The 18,810-nt window shown below is 74.0% G+C and carries 15 protein-coding genes; 8 read left to right on the plus strand and 7 right to left on the minus strand.

All coding sequences use genetic code 11. From position 1 onward, the window contains the following. Nucleotides 1-4: 4 nt before the first annotated feature. A complete protein-coding gene (locus WME85_RS39585; protein WP_437828664.1) occupies nt 5-1,669 on the minus strand; it encodes a hypothetical protein in 1,665 nt (554 codons plus the stop codon). A 166-nt stretch (nt 1,670-1,835) separates the two neighbouring features. On the opposite strand from WME85_RS39585, the gene WME85_RS39590 reads away from it, so the two are divergent. Beyond that, nucleotides 1,836-3,437 (plus strand): ATP-binding protein, encoded by a 1,602-nt coding sequence (locus tag WME85_RS39590; RefSeq protein WP_437828666.1) that lies wholly within the window; start codon nt 1,836-1,838, stop codon nt 3,435-3,437. Nucleotides 3,438-3,453: 16 nt separating this feature from the next. On the opposite strand, the gene WME85_RS39595 is transcribed toward WME85_RS39590, so the two are convergent. Next, the gene (locus tag WME85_RS39595; protein ID WP_437828669.1) at nt 3,454-4,197 is read right to left on the minus strand and encodes a Uma2 family endonuclease; all 744 of its coding nucleotides are present in this window, start codon (nt 4,195-4,197) and stop codon (nt 3,454-3,456) included. Nucleotides 4,198-4,341: 144 nt separating this feature from the next. Here WME85_RS39595 and WME85_RS39600 point away from each other — a divergent pair, with 144 nt between their 5' ends. The 3 genes from WME85_RS39600 (at nt 4,342) to WME85_RS39610 (ending at nt 8,164) form a co-directional block, all read left to right on the plus strand. Beyond that, nucleotides 4,342-6,717, plus strand: a complete 2,376-nt coding sequence (locus WME85_RS39600; protein WP_437828671.1) for an ArnT family glycosyltransferase — start codon at nt 4,342-4,344, stop codon at nt 6,715-6,717. A gap of 60 nt (nt 6,718-6,777) precedes the next feature. Beyond that, nucleotides 6,778-7,419 (plus strand): TonB family protein, encoded by a 642-nt coding sequence (locus WME85_RS39605; RefSeq protein ID WP_437828674.1) that lies wholly within the window; start codon nt 6,778-6,780, stop codon nt 7,417-7,419. Nucleotides 7,420-7,843: 424 nt separating this feature from the next. After that, nucleotides 7,844-8,164: a hypothetical protein gene (locus tag WME85_RS39610; protein ID WP_437828676.1), complete on the plus strand. Its 321-nt coding sequence runs from the start codon at nt 7,844-7,846 to the stop codon at nt 8,162-8,164. 20 nt (nt 8,165-8,184) lie between these two features. On the opposite strand, the gene WME85_RS39615 is transcribed toward WME85_RS39610, so the two are convergent. The 3 genes from WME85_RS39615 to WME85_RS39625 all read right to left on the minus strand — a co-directional run bounded on the left by WME85_RS39615 (nt 8,185) and on the right by WME85_RS39625 (nt 10,999). After that, a complete protein-coding gene (locus WME85_RS39615; RefSeq protein WP_437828678.1) occupies nt 8,185-8,991 on the minus strand; it encodes a hypothetical protein in 807 nt (268 codons plus the stop codon). A gap of 162 nt (nt 8,992-9,153) precedes the next feature. Then, complete coding sequence (locus tag WME85_RS39620) at nt 9,154-10,353, minus strand: hypothetical protein (protein ID WP_437828681.1); 1,200 nt, start codon at nt 10,351-10,353, stop codon at nt 9,154-9,156. After that, the gene (locus tag WME85_RS39625; protein ID WP_437304225.1) at nt 10,340-10,999 is read right to left on the minus strand and encodes an RNA polymerase sigma factor; all 660 of its coding nucleotides are present in this window, start codon (nt 10,997-10,999) and stop codon (nt 10,340-10,342) included. Before WME85_RS39625 ends, WME85_RS39620 begins: the two co-directional genes overlap by 14 nt. Before the next feature lie 456 nt (nt 11,000-11,455). On the opposite strand from WME85_RS39625, the gene WME85_RS39630 reads away from it, so the two are divergent. From WME85_RS39630 to WME85_RS39640, 3 genes are all read left to right on the plus strand, one after another. Next, a complete protein-coding gene (locus WME85_RS39630) occupies nt 11,456-12,457 on the plus strand; it encodes a hypothetical protein (RefSeq protein WP_437828683.1) in 1,002 nt (333 codons plus the stop codon). 163 nt (nt 12,458-12,620) lie between these two features. Continuing rightward, on the plus strand, nt 12,621-13,079 hold the full coding sequence (locus WME85_RS39635) for an ABA4-like family protein (protein WP_437828685.1): 459 nt from the start codon (nt 12,621-12,623) through the stop codon (nt 13,077-13,079). Nucleotides 13,080-13,146: 67 nt separating this feature from the next. Next, nucleotides 13,147-13,566, plus strand: coding sequence for a hypothetical protein (locus tag WME85_RS39640; protein WP_437828686.1), 420 nt, complete (start codon nt 13,147-13,149; stop codon nt 13,564-13,566). A 70-nt stretch (nt 13,567-13,636) separates the two neighbouring features. Here WME85_RS39640 and WME85_RS39645 read toward each other — a convergent pair whose 3' ends face one another. Next, complete coding sequence (locus WME85_RS39645; RefSeq protein WP_437828688.1) at nt 13,637-14,683, minus strand: glycosyltransferase family 4 protein; 1,047 nt, start codon at nt 14,681-14,683, stop codon at nt 13,637-13,639. Between the two features lie 358 nt (nt 14,684-15,041). On the opposite strand from WME85_RS39645, the gene WME85_RS39650 reads away from it, so the two are divergent. Further along, entirely contained in the window at nt 15,042-16,661 is a 1,620-nt protein-coding gene (locus WME85_RS39650) for a hypothetical protein (RefSeq protein WP_437828690.1), read from the plus strand. Nucleotides 16,662-16,828: 167 nt separating this feature from the next. On the opposite strand, the gene WME85_RS39655 is transcribed toward WME85_RS39650, so the two are convergent. Continuing rightward, nucleotides 16,829-18,631, minus strand: a complete 1,803-nt coding sequence (locus WME85_RS39655; RefSeq protein ID WP_437828692.1) for a glycosyltransferase family 39 protein — start codon at nt 18,629-18,631, stop codon at nt 16,829-16,831. Nucleotides 18,632-18,810: the final 179 nt, after the last annotated feature.

The raw sequence follows: 18,810 nt of genomic DNA on the forward strand, positions 1-18,810 counted from the left end.
CGCGCTACGGCCCGCCGCTGCGCCGGTAGAGCCACCAGTCGCCGACGTGATCGACGGGGACGATGCTCTTGTCCCTCGCGAAGAGGTGGTCGGCCCCCGCCCGCCGGCGGACGAGGAACCAGTCGAAGAAGGCGCCGTGGCGCCGCACGTCGAACTTCTCCGGCGTCCACTCCCACCGGAGCGGCGTGGGCGGCGGGACGACGGCGCCCGGCTCGGAGCGAGGCCTGTAGGCGATGGGCGAGGCGTCCCAGACGGCGAAATGGAAGCTGAGCCAGCCGCCCCGCGTGGCCTGCACCCAGGCGGGGAGATGGATGAACGGGGTCGTCGACCGGGTCGAGCCGCCGTGATCGAAGACGAGGTAGAGCAGCCTGGGCGCGGGCGGGATGCGCGCGATGATGGCCTCGAAGTCCTGCGTGCTGTCGTCGAAGCGGCGGTAGTTGTCCCGGACCACGGCGCCGAGGGAGACCGCCGCGGCCGACAGCGCGAGCACGGCTGGCACCCTGAGCCAGGGCGATCGCGGCAGGTCGGGGAAGGCGCCGAAGGCGAGGAACAGCGCCGCGACGATCTCGCGCGGGTAGACGTACCACCAGAGGCCGAGCTGCAGCGGCATGCTCAGGAACAGGCCCAGGAACACGGCCGCGCAGGCGACCGGGACGAGGGCCGCGAGGCGCGCGAAGGTCCGCTCCCGCGCGTCGGCGTCGGGCGGGCTCGGCGTGATGCCAGCGAGCTGCGCGGCGGCGCCGGCGGCGCACACGAGCAGCGCCGCGAGCACGAGGCGCGCCGCCCGCCGGGCCGCCGCGGCCTCGGCCGGATCGGTGAAGCTCGTGAACAGGAGCGAGGGGACCTCGCCGAGCCGCTCCCAGTGGAGCGCGGGCGCGAAGGCGCCGTGCAGGGTGTCGGTCCGCGCCGCGAGCCACACGGCGAGGAGGACCAGCGAGGGCGCGAGCGGGAGCGCGATGGGGCGGAGCCGCCGCGTCGCCGGGAAGACGACGATCGCGGCGCCCACCACGGCGGCGAGGGCGAAGGGGAAGCGGAAGACGTGGGTGAAGAACAGGGCGACGAGCGCGAGCGCGAGCGCGAGCTGCCGCCCGCGCGAGGGGCGATCGAGGAGCAGGAGCGTCAGGCCGACGACCATCGCGAAGAGGCCGAGCGCGCCCATGTGATTGAGGAAGCCCCAGTGGGTGAGGTTGCACCAGACGGGGATGAGGCCGAGGACGCCGAGGAGAGGGCTCCGCTTCAGGCCGTGGAAGAGGACGGCGAGGCCCGCGGGCAGCAGCGCGAGCATGGCCGCCGCCGCGACCTTCACGGCGGCCAGCGGGGGCAGCAAGAGCATGAGCAGCGCGCCGAGCGCGTACATGGACATGTACGGCACCGCGAGCGGCTGGAGCGTGAACTGCTCGCGGAAGTGCCACGCCGGGTCGAGGTAGTGCCGGAGCGCCGCCGTCTGGGCCGCGTGGAACGGGAGATCGGTCATCGGCGGATAGCGGACGACCGCGAGCGGGACGGCGATCACATAGACCGACGTGGCGACGACGACGAGCGCGAGCGCCGCGGCGAGCGGCGCGCGGCGCGCGGCGCCCGCGGCGCGGCGGAGCGGCCCGACGAGCGGCGCCCGCCGCGCGGGGCCGGGCGCCGCCGGAGGCTCCACCGGGAGGGACGGGGTACCCAAGGTGGCGGGGAAGCTACCATCTCGGGACGGCGCTGGACGCGCCGGCGCCGCCCCCGGAGAGGGCGCGATGGGCCCGGAACCGGCCCGGCGGCGCCGGGGCCTGCGGGCGATAGCGGCGGTGACCGCGCCCTTGCGGCCGCCACGCTCCGCGACGCAAGCTGCGCGCATGCCGCGCCGATTCAACACCGCCGGCCCCTGCCGCCCCGACTGGGACTACATGATCCCGGCCGAGCGGCGCCTGCCCGAGGCGCCCGGCCTGGTGGAGCAGCGCGCCTACTTCGTGGTCCACGCGCCGCGGCAGACGGGCAAGACCACGGCGCTCCGCGCGCTCGCCGAGCGGCTCACCGCCTCCGGCCGCTGGGCGGCGCTGCACTTCTCGTGCGAGGCGGGCGAGGTGGCAGGCGACGACTACGGCGCCGCCGAGCGCATCCTGCTCAGCGCCGTCCGGGCGCGCGCCGAGCTCACCTTGCCCCCGGCGCTGCAGCCGCCGGACTTCCCTGACGCCCCGGAAGGCCACCGCGTCGAGGTCGCGCTGCGCGCCTGGGCCCGCGCCTGCCCGCGGCCGCTGGCCCTGTTCTTCGACGAGATCGACGCGCTGCGAGGCCAGAGCCTCCTCAGCGTGCTGCGCCAGCTGCGCGCCGGCTTCTCCGATCGCCCCGGGGACTACCCCGCCTCGGTGGCGCTCTGCGGCCTGCGCGACGTGCGCGAGTACAAGGCCGCGAGCGGCGGCGATCCCAGCCGCCTCGGCACGGCGAGCCCCTTCAACGTCAAGCTGGAGTCCCTCAAGCTGGGCGATTTCGACCCCGGCGAGGTGCGCGAGCTCTACGGCCAGCACACGGCCGATACCGGCCAGATCTTCACCGAGGAGGCGATCGCGCGGGCCATCGCGCTCACGGCCGGGCAGCCGTGGCTGGTCAACGCGCTCGCCCGCGAGATCGTGGAGAAGCTCGCGGTGCCGGCGAGCGAGCCGATCACCGTGGCCCACGTCGAGGAGGCGAAGGAGCGCCTGATCCTGGCGCGCGCCACCCACCTCGACTCGCTCGTCGCCCGCCTGCACGAGCCGCGCGTCCGGCGCGTGCTCGAGCCGATCCTCTCGGGCACGCTCGCGATCGTCGGCGACGCCTACCAGGACGACCTCCAGTACGCGCGCGATCTCGGGCTCATCGCGACAGGCAACCCGGCGCGCGTCGCGAACCCGATCTACCGCGAGGTCATCGCCCGCGTGCTCGCCGGGGACGTGGAGCCGACGATCCTGGCCGAGCCGAGGAGCTTCGTGCTGCCCGACGGCCGGCTCGACCTCCCGCGGCTGCTCCAGGAGTTCGCCGCCTTCTGGAGGGAGCACGGCGAGGCGCTCTCCGGGAACCTCGGCTACCACGAGGTCGCGCCGCAGCTCGTGCTGATGGCGTTCCTCCAGCGGGTGGTGAACGGCGGCGGGCTGGTGGTGAACGGCGGCGGGCTGATCGAGCGGGAGTACGGCCTCGGCCGGGGCAGGATCGACCTCCTCGTCCGTTGGCCGTACCGCGGCGAGGACGGGTTGCGCGCCGTGCAGCGCGCAGCGCTGGAGCTCAAGGTCTGGCGGGAGGGAGAGAAGGACCCGACGCAGAAGGGGCTCGCGCAGCTCGATGGATACCTCGCCCAGCTCGGCCTCGACGACGGCGTGCTCGTGCTCTTCGACCGCCGCAGCGCGGCCGGCGACGTCGAGGCGCGCACGCGGTTCGAGGAGGCCCGGACGCCCTCGGGGCGGCGGGTGACGCTGCTCCGGGCCTGACGGCGGCGCGCCTCGCTCAGCCTCGATCCGCGGGTCCCTTGCCGCTCGCCCTCGCGGCGCTCGCGATCTGCGCCTCGAGCACGGCGACGCGCTCCAGCGCCGCCTCCTTCGCGGCGCGCTCCGCCTCCGCGGTGGTGGGGAAGAGATCCTCGCCCTCGGGCCCCGTGGCCAGGCGGAGGCGCGCCTCCTCGCCGGCGCCGATCACCCGCAGCCAGCAGCCGAGCACGCGCGCGTGGATCCGGTCGACGTTCGTCGTCTCCACCCGGACGAAGCCGCGCGTCTTCAGCCGCCGGTAGCGCTGCCAGCGCACCCGGTCGCGGCCCTTCTCCCAGTCGGGATCGAAGATCACGAGCTCCCTCACCCCGAGCTCCCGGTAGCGCTCGGGCGCGTCCACGTAGTCCTTGTACGGCTCGTCCGACGAGACGACCTCGAGCGCGAAGCTCGGGGCGATCCCGGTCTCCCACACCTTCCAGCTCCGCACGCGCCGCCCCGGCGGGACGCCGGGGAGCACGTACACGTCCGGCGCCACGACCTTGGAAGGGTCGAACTGCCGGTAGTAGATGAACTGATCAGCGCCCACGAACCTCGGTCGACCGAGCTCGCCGTACCAGCGCTCGATGAGCGGACGGAGGAGCTCCACGATCCACGTCTGAAGGGAGTCCTCCCCCATCTTCTTCTCCACCGGATAGAACGTCGGATCGCGCTCCTTGCCGTCGCGGTGCGCCCGCCGATGGACCTGCCTGTGCGCCTCGCTCGACATGCCCCAATCCTAACCGAGCCGCGCGCGCGCATCGACCCGCGCCGCCACGGCGGGCGGCGGGCGGTGTACGGCGGGCGCGGCGGCCGCTTCTCGCCTCTTTCTCACCTCTCGGGCAGGCTCCATCGGAGATAGGCTGCGCGCGCCGTGCTTCTGCCCCGCCCCGCCTCGCGCCCGCTCGATCTGAACGGCCTCCCCGCCGCGTCCCGCCTCGAGGCCCGCGCGGCGCTCGCCATCACCGCGATCGCGACGGCGTGGTTCGCGCTCGCGGCGGCGTGGGAGATGTTCGGGCCCATCCTCGCCGGCCACTACGCGTCGTCGGCGAGCGTCGGGATCATCGCGGAGAACATGCTCCGCTGGAAGATCGCCGGGCCCGTCTGGGAGTACACCGCGAGCCAGCCGCCGCCGGAGATGTACTACTGCCACCACCCGTGGGGGATCTTCTGGACGACGGCCGCGTTCATGAAGGTCTTCGGGCGGCACGACGTCATCTGCCGCCTGCCCGCCGTCCTGCTGAGCGCCGCGACGCCGCCCCTGCTCCACGCCATCGGCCGGAGCGTCTACCGCCCCGCCGCCGGGGCGGCCGCGGCGGCGTCGTTCGTCGTCCTGCCGATCACGCTGTCGTTCGCGAACTTCAACGCGCTCGAGGTCCCGGTCATGGCCTGGACGCTGCTCGGGCTCTGGGGGTACGTCCGGATGACGCAGACGTCCCGGCGCCGCTACCTCGCGGTCAGCGCGCTCGGGCTCGCGCTCGGGATGAACGCCGACTGGCCCGCGTTCGTGCTCACGGGCGGGCTGCTCGTCTTCGGCGCGATCCGGGCGTACCTGCTCCCGAAGCGCGTCTTCGGCCCCGTCCACGCGCGGCGCTACGCGCAGTGGTGGGTGCTCACCGCCTCCATCGCCGCGCTGACCGTCGCGCTCTACGTCGCGCTCTTCCACCACGCCGGCAAGCTCGGCGACCTCCTGGGGAGCTACGGGCTCCGGTCCTCGGGCAACGCCGAGCCGCTCAGCAAGGTGCTCGCGAGCCGGCGGTACTGGATCGAGCTGTCGTTCACGCCGGTCGCCATCGCCGCCGGAAAGCTCGCCGCGCTCGTCTGCGCCGCGCGGCTCGTCCTGCTCCGGCGCGAGCACGACGCGCTGCCGCTGCTCTACCTCGCGACCGCGACGGTGCAGTACGTCGTCTTCCGCCAGGGCGCCGACATCCACATCTTCTGGCCGCACTACTTCGGGGCGTACTTCGCCCTCGCCGGCGCCGCCCTCGTCGAGACCGCCGCGGCGCTGATCGAGCGCGCCGCCGCCGCCCGGCGCGCGCCCGGGAGCGCGGCGCTGATCGAGCGCGCCGCCGCCGAGCGCGCCCCCGACGACGCGGCGCGGCCCGCGCCAGCCGCGTGGCCGGCGCCGGGCGCGCTGCCCGCATGGCCGGCGCTCGCGGCGCTCGCGCTCTGGCTCGCGCCGCTCGCCGCCGTCCTGCGCGACGGGCTCCCGGCGCTGCGGTACGCGCGGGAGACGGGCGGGCGCTTCAACGAGCGGGGACACCTCATCGACTCTGACGGGGCGAAGACGGCGTTCCTGCGCTGGCTCGCGCCCAGGCTGCCCGCCGGCGCGCCGGTCGAGATGCACGAGGGCATGAAGGCCACCTGGGCCCAGGTCTGGGCGCTCGGCGGGCGCGTCGTGACCCCGGCGCGGCCCGCGCCGAAGCAGGAGCCGCCGCGCGGCGCCTACCTGGTCGACACGCGGTTCATGCTCGACCGGGACCAGGCGAGCCTCGCGCGGCGCTTCGACATCACGGCCGTGGGCCCGTTCTGGGCGCTCGGCGCGGCCGTCGATGCGCAAGCGGCCGTCGATCCGCGCGCGGCCGTCGATCCGCGCGCCCCCGGGATCGAGGCGTTCTCGTTCCGCGAGCGCGAGCCGGGGCTCCTCGCCTGGTACCTCGTCTCGGGCACCGAGCCCGAGCGCGAGATCGCGCCCGATCCGTTCCTCACGTGGGAGCTCCGCGCGCACTTCGGACAGCCGGCGGAGCCCCCGGCGGGGGCGCCGGAGACGCTGGAAGAGAAGCGGATCGCGCACAACATCGCCCTGGCCGCCGGCGACGGCGCGCGCGCGGCGGCGCTCCTCGCGGAGATCAGCGCCGCGCTCGCGCCGCTCGGGGCGCGGTTCGACGACGGCACGGAGCTGCTCGGGACCACGTTCCACGAGGGCGCGCGCTCGCTCCTCACGATCTTCGTGCGCGCGGGCGGCCCCGCGGCGAGCGACGTGGCGCTCACGGTGCGCTCCCGGGTCGTCGAGCGCGCCCCGCTGTCCACGACGATGGCGGACCCGATCTACCGCGATGTCGGCCTCCCGACGGCGATCTCGCCGCAGCGCTGGAGGGCGGGCTTCCTCTACGCCGATCCGGTGCCGATCCGGAAGAGGCCGGGGACGGAGGTGTTCTGGGCATCGCTGAGGGCCCGCGACCGGGGTCGCGCGCCGGCGCTCGTGGACCGCGGCGGCGCGTCCGAGGTCGAGGTGCTGCGGCTGCGCTGAGCGGTCGACGCGCCTCCATCCTCGTGGACAAGGGGCCGCATTCCGGTTTTACCTTCGGGCATGAGCTCTCGCCGAACAGGTCTGGTTCTGGTCCTCGCGCTCGCGGCCGGCTGCGCCCCGCCGCCGTCCGCCCAGGCGCCGGCGCAGCCCGCTTCCTCCGAGCCGGCGGGAACGGCGCCCGCGGCGGCGGCGGGCGCGGCAGCTCCGGCGACGGCGGGCACGACACCTCCGGCGGCGGCAGGCCCGACGCCCGCCGCCGGGGAGGCGCCCCCGCCAGGCGCGCAGGTCCCCGGCGCGGCCGCGCCGGTCGAGGCGACCGCGCCGAAGCCGGGCACGGCGCGCGGCACCGGGAGCCTGCGGCCCAGCACGGGCGTCGCGACCGGGACGCTGGGGGGCAGCATCTCGGAGGCGCAGGTCCGCGAGGTCGTGGAGAAGCACGCAGAGCTGTTCGACGAGTGCTACAAGATCGGCGTCAAGAGCTCGCCGAAGTTCGTGGGGAAGGTGACCGTCAAGGCGACCATCGGGCCGAGCGGCACGGTCAACAAAGCCGACGTGATCCGGTCGACCACGAAGAACCAGCAGGTCGATCGCTGCGTGGCCACCGCGTTCGAGAAGATGCAGTTCCCCGCGCCGCAAGGCGGGGTGACGACCGTCATCACCTTTCCCATCGAGTTCAGCGGCGTCGAGCTGGTGCAGCCCTGAGCGGACCCCTGCCCGGAAACGCGGTTCGCCCGGGGGCCGCGCCCGGCGAACAGCCGATCTGCCGCGCCGCGCAGACCGTGGCGATTCACGACAACTGAGGCGGATCGTCCGTCGATCCAGCGCTGAGCTCGCGCGCCAGATCCTGGCGTCCCTCGCTGTCGGCCCGAATGGGTGCCGCGGCGGCGAGGGCACGGAAGCTGCTACGACGTCGCGTGTCGAGACTCGGATGCTGACACGCTGGAACGCTGAAGCACCAGCAACCGGCGGCTGTCTGACCCGCCCCGCGGGCGCGGCCGGCAGACGACCAGAGCAAGCCACTCCCATGATGGATGTGCCGGCGGCCAGGCGGCGCGACGCCCCACGGCCGGCTGGCATGGAGATCAACTACCGCCGGCGACGGCACGGGTGAAGAAGCATGGAGAGGATGGAAGTTCAGCGGGATGTTCGGAGCGCGATCGCGATTGCCTATGAGCTCTCGCGGCACGAGCACGTGCAGCACCGGGAGCATGTGTCCCAGGCGCTCGGGGAGCTCAAGGACGAGCTGGCTCGCATCGAGGCGAAGCTCGGCGGGGAACGCATCAACGAGGTCACCGCGGAGGGCCTGCCGCCCGTGCTCAAGCAGATCGAGGCGCTCGTCGAGGACGCAGGCCCGGTCGTCGGCGATCAGATCAAGACGCTGATGCAGAGCGTGGAGCGCATCGCGAGGGAGCTCCATCCGGGCCAGGCGCCCGCCCCGCGCCAGTAGCCTGCAGCGAGGGAGCCCGGCTACGGGCAGCAGGCATACGTCGCCTCGAGCGTGCCGCCCGCGCAGGGCGCGATCGAAGCATCGAAGTGGCTCAGCGGCAGCCCTTGCGCCTGGCAGAGCGCGAGCGCCTCGTCCTTCAGGGCGTTCGGGTCCTCGCACGTCGTGCCGTCACCCACCACGCCGGTCGTCTCGCAAGGAGGCTCGGGCGGCGGCGGCGGCTCCTCGGGCTCCTCCGGCGGCGCCTCCCACGCCGGGCAGCAGAGGTAATTCGCCTGGAGCACCTTGCCATCGCACACGGCGTAGTCCGCCTTGTCGATCTGAAGATCGCGCAGGACCAGCCCGATCTCCTCGCAGATCGGGATGCCCTGCTCGATCAGCGCGTTCGGGTCCTGACACGTCACCCCGTCGCCCAGCACGCCGCTGGTGCAGTCATCCGGGCAGGTCACCCCGTCGAACAGCAGGTCGGTCGAGCACGCCTCCGCGGGGGTGTCGCCTGCCTCCGCGGGGGTGTCGCCTGCCTCCGCGGGGGTGTCGCCTGCCTCCGCGGGAGTGTCGCCTGCCTCCGCGGGAGTGTCGCCTGCCTCCGCGGGAGTGTCGCCTGCCTCCGCGGGGGTGTCGCCTGCCTCCGCGGGGGCGTCGCCCGCCTCTTCATCGAGAGCAACGCCCGCCTCTTTCTCGGGGGCCTGGCCCGCCTCCTCGGGGGCGACGCGCTGCTCGACGGTGTTCCCGTCGAGATCCTCGCCGGACCTGAGCGTCGTCGAGCAACCCGCCAGCAGCGCGGCGCCGGCGATCGAGAGAGCGGTGATGTGGTGATGGGCCAATCGCATGGGATCTCCTTGGCCTCGCCGTGGGCCGCGAGGATGGCTGAGACGCGCGGCCGGCCATCGCACGGCGCCGCGTCGTCATTCGCCATGATCCAACCGCGAAGGGGGCTCCGGTTTCCTGGGCGCGCGCCGCTTCGTGACGTCGATGTGAGATCCGCAGTCCGGCTACGGGCAGCAGGCATACGTCGCCTCGAGCGTGCCGCCCGCGCAGGGCGCGACCGAAGCATCGAAGTGGCTCAGCGGCAGCCCCTGCGCCTGGCAGAGCGCGAGCGCCTCGTTCTTCAGGGCGTTCGGGTCCTCGCACGTCGTGCCGTCGCCCACCACGCCGGTCGTCTCGCAAGGGGGCTCGGGCAGCGACGGCTCCTTGGTCTCCTCCGGCGGCGCCTCCCACGCCGGGCAGCAGAGGTAATTCGCCTGGAGCACCTTCCCGTCGCACACCGCGTAGTCCGCCTTGTCGACCTGGAGATCCCGCAGGACCAGCCCGAGCTCCTCGCAGATCGGGACCCCCTGCTCGATCAGCGCGTTCGGGTCCTGGCACGTCACCCCGTCGCCCAGCACGCCGCTCGTGCAGTCGTCCGGGCAGGTCACCCCGTCGAACAGCAGATCGGTGGAGCACGCCGCCTCCTCCCCGGGGGGCACGCTCGCCTCGGGGAGCGCGCGCTCCGCCTCCTCGTCGCCCGCGCGCGCCACTTCTTCGCTTCCCGCGCGCCCTGCCTCCTCGCCCGCGCGCCCTGCCGCGCCTGGACCACGCGCCTCGATCCGGGGCACCGAGAAGACCGACGGCTCGCGGACGCCCGGCAACCTCGGGCCGCCGGGGTCGCGCCGGAGCAACAGCGGATCGCGCCCGTGCTCCGGCGTGCTGCTCGGATCCGGCGGGCTCGCCGGCGCTGGCGGCGGAGAGCTCGTGACGTCGGCCGGCGGCGGCGCCTCGACGGCCCGGCGCGGGTCGGGCAGGAGCGCGCGGCGGCGCGGATCGGGCGCGGGGGCCACCGGCGCGGGCGGCGGCGACACGCTGGGCCGCGCCGGTCCCGGCTCCGCTGGACCGCTGTCGGCGCGGGGCTCTCCGGTGACCGGCTCGGCGGGCGCGGCCAGCCTGCGGGCGGCCACACCCCACCGCTCGAGCGCGCTCCGGGCGCCGTCGTCGAGGGCGAGCGCGAGCGCCGCGGCCGCGAGGAGGCCGGCCGCGAGCGGGCGCCGGAAGCCCCGGACCGCGTCCCGCAGCGCAGGCGCCGCCGACGCCGCCTCCGCGGCGCGCAGGCGCGCGCGGAGCCGCACCTCGAGGTGCGGCCGCGGCGGCACGCTGGCGAGCTGCGCGTCGAGCGCCCGGAGCTGCGAGACGAGGTCGTCGCGATCAGACGTCGCCATGGTCCACCTTCCATCCGGCGCCGCCGAGGTGCTGCACCGCGCGCTGGATGAGCTTGCAGACGTAGCCCTTCGAGTGGCCGAGGACCCGCCCGATCTCCTCCTGCTCCTTGCCGTCGAGGTAGTACATCGAGAACGCGACCCGCTCCTTGACCGGCAGCGCGTTCAGCGCGTCGAACGCCCGGCGGAGGTCGTCGCGGGCGATGGCGAGCGCGTCCGGCGGCCGGGGCTCCTGCGGTTGCTCGCCGAGCAGCCAGCGGACCGGGGCGAGCGAGAGGAAGCGCTCGCGCCGGAGGCGGTTGAAGCAGCGGTTGGTGGTCGCCCGGTACAGCCACCCCTCGAGGTCATCGTGATCGGTGAGGGTCGGTAGCGCCTTGAACAGATCGAGGAAGACGTCCTGCGTGACGTCCTCGGCCCACGCGAGGTTCCCCTTGCCGTAGCGGAGCGCCAGCCGGTGTACGAGCCGGTGGTGGCGGCGGTAGAGCGCCTCGACGCTGTCGATCGACCGCGACGCGCTGGGCGCGGCGGGCGCCGCGTCGGCGGGCCGACCGGAGGCCACGGCGGGCGGCGGCGCGTCGGACCGCTGCTCGCAGGAGAGCGGACGGAGCGCCTCGGCGAGGTTCGAGGAGGCGAGGTCGGGGCTGGGCAAGGAGGGTCCCTTGCTGCCATCACACACGAGCCGGCCGTCAGTTTCCTGGATTGTCGATCCGACGCTCGCACCGCCTCGCGCTGCGGGTCCCCCGCCGGCCGCGGGCGCGGCGGTCGGGGCCACGCGCCGGGCCGGGGGCAGACGCTGCGCAGACGACGCCAAGGACGCCAAGGGGCCCGGAAAATTCTGTCCTCGATATCTTCATCAAGCGTGGCAGTTCAACTCCTGCTCAATTGCACTCCGCATCACCAGGATCATCACACAAGGAGACCATGACACACACCGTCAGCTGACGTGTCTCTCATCGAAGCTCGCTCTTTCGCGTTGCGAAGAGCCGCGCTCCGGGAGACACTCCGAGTCTTCGACCCGAGCGCGATCGACGGCGCGCCGGGGCCGTCGTCATCAACGTAGAACCGCTTGGAGAGTGCCATGAGCTCGAGCTCTTACCTTTGGTCCTTGGGTTGGGTTCCGGTCGGACAGCTGCTGCGGGTCGCGTGCATCGGTGTCGCGCTGCAGGCGGCCGCGTGCTCGAGCGACGGCGACGGCGCCAGCACCAGCGGCGGCAGCGGCGACAGCGGCGACAGCGGCGACACGGGCGACACGGGCGACACGTCGGCGAGCGCGGGCAGCGGCGGCGGTGACGACTTCGGCGGCATCGCGGTGGGCGCTGGCGGCGCCGGCAGCATCAGCTCCGGCAGCGGCGTGACCGGCAACGAGGACAGCTGCGACGGCGTGGACAACGACGGCAACGGCATCATCGACGACGTGGACGCCGGCGGCGACGGCGTGTGCGACTGCCTCCGCATCGCGACGCTGGGCGAGCCGGGCAGATGGGGCGATGGCGACGTGTTCGAGGCCTGGTTGAACAAGCGCAGCATCAACGGGGCCGTCGACCTGAACGACGCCGAGCTCACCGCCGAGGAGCTCAGCAAGCATCAGGTCATCGTGGTCCAGGACGTGAGCGTCATCGGACGCGCGTACTCGAGCGCCGAGGTCGAGGCGCTGAGCGACTGGATCGCGAAGGGCGGCGGCCTGATGACGTTGATCGGCTACGGCGACCCGGACGAGCGCGAGAACGTCAACACGCTGCTCGAGCCGCTCGGGGTCGGCTACGACGAGCAGCAGATCCTGCCGCGGCAAGGCGGCTCCACGATCCCGATCACGGAGTGGGGCGGCGCGCACCCGGTGCTCGACGGGATCCAGGCCGTCGGCGTGGACACCGGCTACCCGGTGGCCGGCGAGGGCACCACGCTGGCCACCGGCGACGGATATGACGTGCTGAAGGCGCTGGAGTCCGGCGATGGCCGGGTGCTCGTCTGGGGCGACGAGTGGATCACGTACAACAGCGAGTGGGTCGAGCACCCCGACTACCAGGTCGAGCGCTTCTGGCTCAACGCCATCAAGTGGCTGACGCCGGCCAACGAGTGCCAGGTCGCCATCCCGCCGAACATCAACTGATCAGCGCGCGCGCTCGTATCAACCGTTCAGCGCGCGCGCTTGTGCCCCTCTCCCCTCTTCGATCCTCCCCTCCTCGACCCCGTCTGCGCGCGCTCCTGGCGCGGGCGGCCCGGCTCGCCTTTCTGTCCTTTCCGGTCTCGCTCACCTACCCTGCCCGGAGCTCATGGACCTCGAGGCGGTGTTCTCTCTCTGCAATGCGGCGGTCCTCCCCGGATGGCTGCTGCTCGCCTTCGCTCCACGCTGGAGGTGGACCCAGCGCGTCGCCACGGGCACCGCGGCGGCGCTGGCGCTCGTGTACGTGCTCGCGATCGTGCCGACCTTCGGCAAGGGAGAAGGCGGGTTTGGCAGCCTGCACGGCGTCGCGCAGCTCTTCGCGCGCCCCGAGGTGCTGCTGGTCGGCTGGATCCACTACCTCGTGTTCGACCTGTTCACCGGGGCCTGGGAGGCGCGCGACGCGGTGAAGCTCGGGATACCGCGCTGGATGGTCGCGCCCTGCCTGGCCCTGACGCTGCTCTTCGGGCCCATGGGGTTCCTCCTCTACCTGGTGCTCCGGGCCGCGCTGCGGCGCCGGTTCAGCGTCGACGACGTCGACAAGGCTGCGCCGTCACCGCGCTCGACGTGAAGCCCGGCCGAGCGGGCAGCGCGGGCCGCGTTGACACGCGATCACCCCCCACGTACGGTCCGGCGGCATGGATCAAGGGACGTGGCAGTTCGCGTGGCTCATCGTTTCCTTGCTGCTGATCGTCGGCAGCCGCGTGATGAGCGAGAGGGCGCTCTCCGCGCTCAGCGCGAGCGACAAGGCCCGTCTGGTCGACGGCTTCTCGAAGCAGCGGATATACATCCTCGTTCCCGTCATCGCGCTCCTCGGCCTCAACTACGCGGCCATCAAGCTCGCGCCCGAGCGCACGACGGCGATCGTCGCCGCGGTGGTCGCGCTCACGGTCGCTCTGTTGATCGCGGGCAACGTCCTCGCGGTGCGCAAGCTGCGATCGCTGGGGTTGCCCGGCTCCTACATCAGAAAGTACCTGGCCTCTCGCGCCGTGTCGCTCGTCGCGATGATGCTGCTCGTGGGGTCCGTGTTCTACAACCCCTTCGCGCACAGCGCATAGCGGCGGCGCGGCGGGTAGCAGCGCGCTCGACGAGCGCCGCGACGCGCGAGAGGGGCAGACCGCCGCGGGCTCAGGCAGCCCGGGAGCCCTGGGCGCGCCTCGGGTCGATCAGGGTCCGGTAGAGCGCCTCGTACCTCGCGACCATCCTCGTGCTGCAGAAGCGCTCGCGCGCGCGGCGCGCGCAGGCGGCGCGGTCGAAGCGCGCGAGCCGCGTGGCGACGGCGGCGAGGCGCGCGGCGTCGCCCGGCTCGGCCAGGAACCCCGTGACGCCCTCGTCGACGATCTCGGGGAAGGAGCCGCGGCGGAAGCCGAGCACCGGGGTGCCGCAGAGCATCGCCTCGACGGCGATCAGCCCGAACGGCTCCTCCCACTGGAGCGGGCAGAGCAGCGCGCGCGCGGCGCGCAGGAGCGCGACCTTGCGGTCGTGGTCCACCTCCCCGAGATCCGATACCCCGCTCTCCCGGAGGCGCGGGGCCACGTCTTGCAGGTAATAGGCATGATCCTTCGGGTGCGCGCGGCCGCCCAGGCGGATCGGCATGCCGGCGGCCCTCGCGATGTCGAGGGCGAGGTGCGTCCCCTTCTCCTCGGCGTAACGGCCGATGTGCGCGAGGTAGCCCTCGTCGGTGAGGCTCGGCGGGTAGCGCGCCGACGTCACGCCGTGGTGGATCACGCACGAGCGAGGGAGCGCGATCTCCAGCGAGCGCTGCCGCTCGCTGATGGCGACATACGCGATCTCCGGGTGTCGCGCGTAGATGCGCGAGCTCTCGTCGCAGCGCGCGTGGTGCAGGGTATGCACGACCGGAACGCGGACGAAGGGCGTGAACGCGACGGCGAACGGGCTGTTCACGTGGAGCACGTCGAGCCTGTCCTCCCGCGCGACCTCGGAGAACGCCCAGGCGAGGTGGTTGACCTCGTCCTCCGGCACCGGAGGCCAGCGCGCGCCGGCGTAGAGCGCCCGGCGGCGGCAGCTGACCCCCGAATCGCCCGTCGCGAAGAGCGTGACGTCGTGTCCGCGCGCAGTGAGGCCCTCGGCGAGCTCATAACAGAACAGCTCGGTCCCCCCGTATCCGGAGGGCGGCACCCGGATGAACGGGGTGGAAACTATCCCGATCCGCATGGTTGTCGCTCCTGGGTCGCCGCGCCGCGAGCGGGGCCCGGTCCGGCCCGTTCGCGGTGGAGTACATGCCCGCAGATCGACGCATCAATGAGCATGCCAGCGGCGCGCGCCCCACGCGCGTTCTCACCCGTCCTCGTGACCAGGCGCACGAGGGCAGCCGCGCGCCGCGAGCACAGCGCCGCCGTCGCGTCCGGCTCGCGCGATCCAGCTCGGGCCAGCTCCTCGGAGATGCGCGGAGCGGCGCTTTCGTCACGCGTCCCCTGCGTCTAGGATGCCCGCCTGCTCGTCCTTGCGCGCGAGGCAGCGCAGGAAGCCTCGAGGGCTCGAGCGCCCGGTCCAAACTACACGAGGGTGGTCAATGACTTTGAGATCGAATCGATACGGTTCCGCGCTCGCGCTGAGCATCTGCCTTCTGGCCATCTCGGGCTGCGGAGGGGACGACGGACCGGGGGGCTCCGGAGGACAGGGCGGCGCCGGGGGCGGCACCGGCGGCGCCGGCGCCGCGGGGGGAAGCGACGGCGGGAACGGCGGCGACGGCGGCGCCGGGGGCGGCACCGGCGGCGCCGGCGCCGCGGGGGGAAGCGACGGCGGGAACGGCGGCGCTGGTGGCGCTGGTGGCGCTGGTGGCGCTGGTGGCGCTGGTGGCTCCGGCGGCGCTGGCGGCGCTGGCGGCGCTGGCGGCGGGACCTGTACCGCCGACGCGGACTGCGCCGAGCCCGCGAGCGAGTGCGCGGTCGCTGTGTGTGTCGACGGAGCGTGCGCCAGCGAGCCGGTGGCCGAGGGGACGCCCGCGGAGATGCAGATGGACGGCGACTGCAGCGAGCGCCTCTGCGATGGCGAGGGCGCGGTCGTGGAGGTCGACGACAACGACGACGTGCCGGACGACCACAGCGAGTGCACGATCGACTCCTGCCGCGAGGGCTCCCCGGTCAACGACCCGATCGCGGTCGGTACGACGTGCTCCCTCGCCGACGGGGGGCGGTGCAGCTCCGAGGGGATGTGCGTGCAGTGCCTGGTCCACTCGGACTGCCCGAGCGAGGTGTGCATCGATCACGTGTGCCAGGATCCCTCGTGCGATGACGGCATCCTGAACGGCGACGAGGGCGGCATCGACTGCGGCGGCTCCTCCTGCGCGGCCTGCGGACCGCCGGCCAGGGTGACCTCCGTCGACTACCCGGTCATCGCGCACCGGGGCGCCCTCGTGCTCACCGGCACCGGGTTCACCGGCGCGACCGCCGTGACCGTGGGCTTCTTGCCGCAGCCCTTCACGGTCGACTCGGACACGCGGATCACCATCTCCGCGCTGTCGGAGGAGACGACGATCGGCCCGCAGGACATCGTGGTGAGCCGGCCCGGCGCGCTGTGGACGTCGTTCCCGGTGACGGTGATCCAGCTGCAGATCAACGAGCTCGACGCGGACACGCCGACCGCGCCGGTGAACGACGACCGCGAGTTCATCGAGATCAGCACGGGCATGTGGGGCGTGAACCTCGCCGGCTACTCGCTCGTGCTCTTCAACGGCAGCCTCGCAGACGAGCCGTCCTACCGGGTGGTGGAGCTCAACGGAACGACGAACGACGACGGCCTGCTGCTCGTCGGCAACCCCGCCGTGACCCCGGAGCCCGACGTGCTCCTCGACGCGACCGCCGAGAGCGACAACCTGCAGAACGGCGCGGACGGCGTCGGCCTGTACCAGGCGCGGCCCGCGGCCTTCCCCGCGGGCACCCCGGCCACGGCCGTGCGCCTGCTCGACGCCCTGGTCTACGGCACGAACGACGCGGATGACACGGGGCTCCTGAGCGCGCTGATCTCCAGCGATGCGACCGCGCCCCAGCGCGTCCAGGTCGACGAGGGCGCGACGTCCGCGCTGTCGACTACGCAGTCGATCCAGCGCTGCGCCGACGGCGCCCGCGACGGCCGCCGCTTCCGGGCCGCAGAGCCCACCCCTGGCGAGCTCAACACCGTCTCCTGCCCTTGAGCCACGAGGCGCTCCGCGGCGCGCGGCCTGCCGGGCCGCGCCGCCGCTCGCGGCTCACGCACGCCGCTCGCGGCTCGCGCACGCCGCTCGCGGCTCACGCACGCCGCTCGCGGCTCGCGCACGCCGCTCGCGGCTCACGCACGCCGCACGGCGCGCGAGCCCGCCGCTCAGCGCTCGAGGTAGATCTCGAAGTCCTCGACGAGAACGGCGAGCTCGTAGCGCTCCTCGAGGAGCCCCGCGAGCGCTGGAAACCCGGCCAGCGTGTCGCGCGAGTCGATCTCGTCGCCGGTCACCGAGGGGAACACGTCGCGGCGCTCGACCACGATCGCGGCCGGCGGGCGCGCGGCGAGGTCGCGCATCAGCGCGTCGCGCGCCTCCTCCCGGGCCCACGCCGCGCGCTGCGGGACGTTGTAGAGGTAGCGCGTCGCCGGCGGGCGCTCGGCGAGGTCGTAGATCACCGGCTCGAAGCCCCACACGAACACCGGCCGCCCCGGCGCGACGCGCTCGCGCAGCCACGCGGCGACCTCGCGGTTCGCCGCGGCGTTGACGTCCGCGACCGACGCGAGGTGATCGAGGCGGCCCAGATCCCGCGCGCCCGCGGCGAGCAGCGCGACGCGCTCGGCGCAGCGATCGAGGTAGTCCTCGTCCACGTCCTTCGTCGCCGAGCGGGCGAAGGCCGTCGCGACGAGCACCGCGACGAGCGCGGCGGCCGCCTTCGCGCCGTGCCGGACGCAGCGCTGCCACGCCTTCCAGAGGCCGAGCGCGGCGAGCATCGCCGTGAGCGGCCAGGTGGCGCCGTAGTGGTAAGGAAAGAACTTCGCCTGCATCACCACGCCGACGAGGTGCATCGCGATCACGCCCGCGAGCAGCGCCACGCCCGCGCGCTCGTTGCGGTCCGGGTGCAGCGCGAGCAAGCAGCAGAGGCCGAGCGCGAGCGGGCCCGAGTACCGGACGAGCCACTCGCTGACGCCGTGCCACGCCATGTCGAGCACGCCCGCGTCGCGCCACCCGAGCGCGGTGTAGTGCGGCGTGAAGACGAAGAGGACCTCCCGCAGGTCGCCGAGCGCCCCCTTCGCGGCGAACCACGCGACGCAGGCGAGCACGGGCAGCACGCCCCCCAGCGCGATGAGCAGGGCGGGCCGGAGCGCCGTCCACAGGAGCGCGGGCGCCGTGGGCGCCGGGCGCCCGAGCTCGAGAGCGGCCGCGCCGCGGTCGGGGACGCGCGGCGCACCGGGATCGCCGCGCCGCGCGCGCCGGGCGAGCGCCGCGCCGCGCCGCGCGAGCTCCGCGAGGGCGGGCGCGGCCAGGGCGACGGCGAGCACGACGCCGCCGCCGGCGAGCGGCGGCTTGAGGAGGCCAGCCGCGCCGAAGAGCGCGCCCGACACGATCAGCGCGGCGGCGCCGGGGGCCGGGCGCGGCGCGCCGGCGCCGCCGCGCGGCGTGGCCGTGAGCAGGGCGAAGACGGTGAGCATGCCGCCGAACGACTCGGGCTGCGCCGTGTGCCAGAAATCGAGCTGCGCGTGTACGAGCACCGCGAGCGCCCCGGCGACGACGCCGACCCGGCGGTCGCCGAACGCGCGCCCGGCGAGCGAGACCATCGCGAGGCACATGCCGGCGAGGCCGAGGACCTCGAGCGCGCGGATGCCCCACTGCGCCGGGCCGAAGAGCGCGCGCGCGAGCGCGTAGATCAGGAAGATGCCCGGCGGCTTGAAGTCGAAGGCGTCGCGGTAGGGCATGCCGCCGTCGAGCACCGCCCGCGCGACCATGGCGTAGATGCCCTGATCGCGGCCGTAGCCGTAGGTCAGGATCTGCAGCAGCAGGAACGCGATGGCGCCGATCGCGATCGCCCGGATCGCCCCCGCGCCCGCGACGCGCGCAGGCCCGGCGGCGCGGCGCTCGCTCGCGGCCTCGCCGCTCGAGCTGGCCAGGGGACAAGGGACCGCGGTCACGTCCGGCGTGGCGTCACGCACAGGGGTCTTTTACCGGCTCGGGCGCGCCAGCGTCTACGTACGATTCCGGTCCTCCTGCGCCCGGCGCCCGGGTGGGGCCGGCTCGCCGTCGCCAGGGCGGACCCTCGCCTGGCCGGCGGATGGGCGGCGCGCCGAGGCGCGTGGTGGCGCGCGGCGCGGCGCCCCGGCGCGCGGGGGCG

Source organism: Sorangium sp. So ce1153 (assembly GCF_051521595.1).
In the GTDB taxonomy this organism is placed as follows: Bacteria; Myxococcota_A; Polyangia; order Polyangiales; family Polyangiaceae; genus Sorangium.

Bases quoted from the DNA above. Each gene is read 5' to 3' on its own strand.
- WME85_RS39590 (WP_437828666.1), top strand. From the start codon at position 1,836: ATGCCGCGCCGATTCAACACCGCCGGCCCCTGCCGCCCCGACTGGGAC.
- WME85_RS39595 (WP_437828669.1), bottom strand. From the start codon at position 4,197: ATGTCGAGCGAGGCGCACAGGCAGGTCCATCGGCGGGCGCACCGCGAC.
- WME85_RS39605 (WP_437828674.1), top strand. From the start codon at position 6,778: ATGAGCTCTCGCCGAACAGGTCTGGTTCTGGTCCTCGCGCTCGCGGCC.
- WME85_RS39610 (WP_437828676.1), top strand. From the start codon at position 7,844: ATGGAAGTTCAGCGGGATGTTCGGAGCGCGATCGCGATTGCCTATGAG.
- WME85_RS39615 (WP_437828678.1), bottom strand. From the start codon at position 8,991: ATGCGATTGGCCCATCACCACATCACCGCTCTCTCGATCGCCGGCGCC.
- WME85_RS39620 (WP_437828681.1), bottom strand. From the start codon at position 10,353: ATGGCGACGTCTGATCGCGACGACCTCGTCTCGCAGCTCCGGGCGCTC.
- WME85_RS39635 (WP_437828685.1), top strand. From the start codon at position 12,621: ATGGACCTCGAGGCGGTGTTCTCTCTCTGCAATGCGGCGGTCCTCCCC.
- WME85_RS39640 (WP_437828686.1), top strand. From the start codon at position 13,147: ATGGATCAAGGGACGTGGCAGTTCGCGTGGCTCATCGTTTCCTTGCTG.
- WME85_RS39645 (WP_437828688.1), bottom strand. From the start codon at position 14,683: ATGCGGATCGGGATAGTTTCCACCCCGTTCATCCGGGTGCCGCCCTCC.
- WME85_RS39650 (WP_437828690.1), top strand. From the start codon at position 15,042: ATGACTTTGAGATCGAATCGATACGGTTCCGCGCTCGCGCTGAGCATC.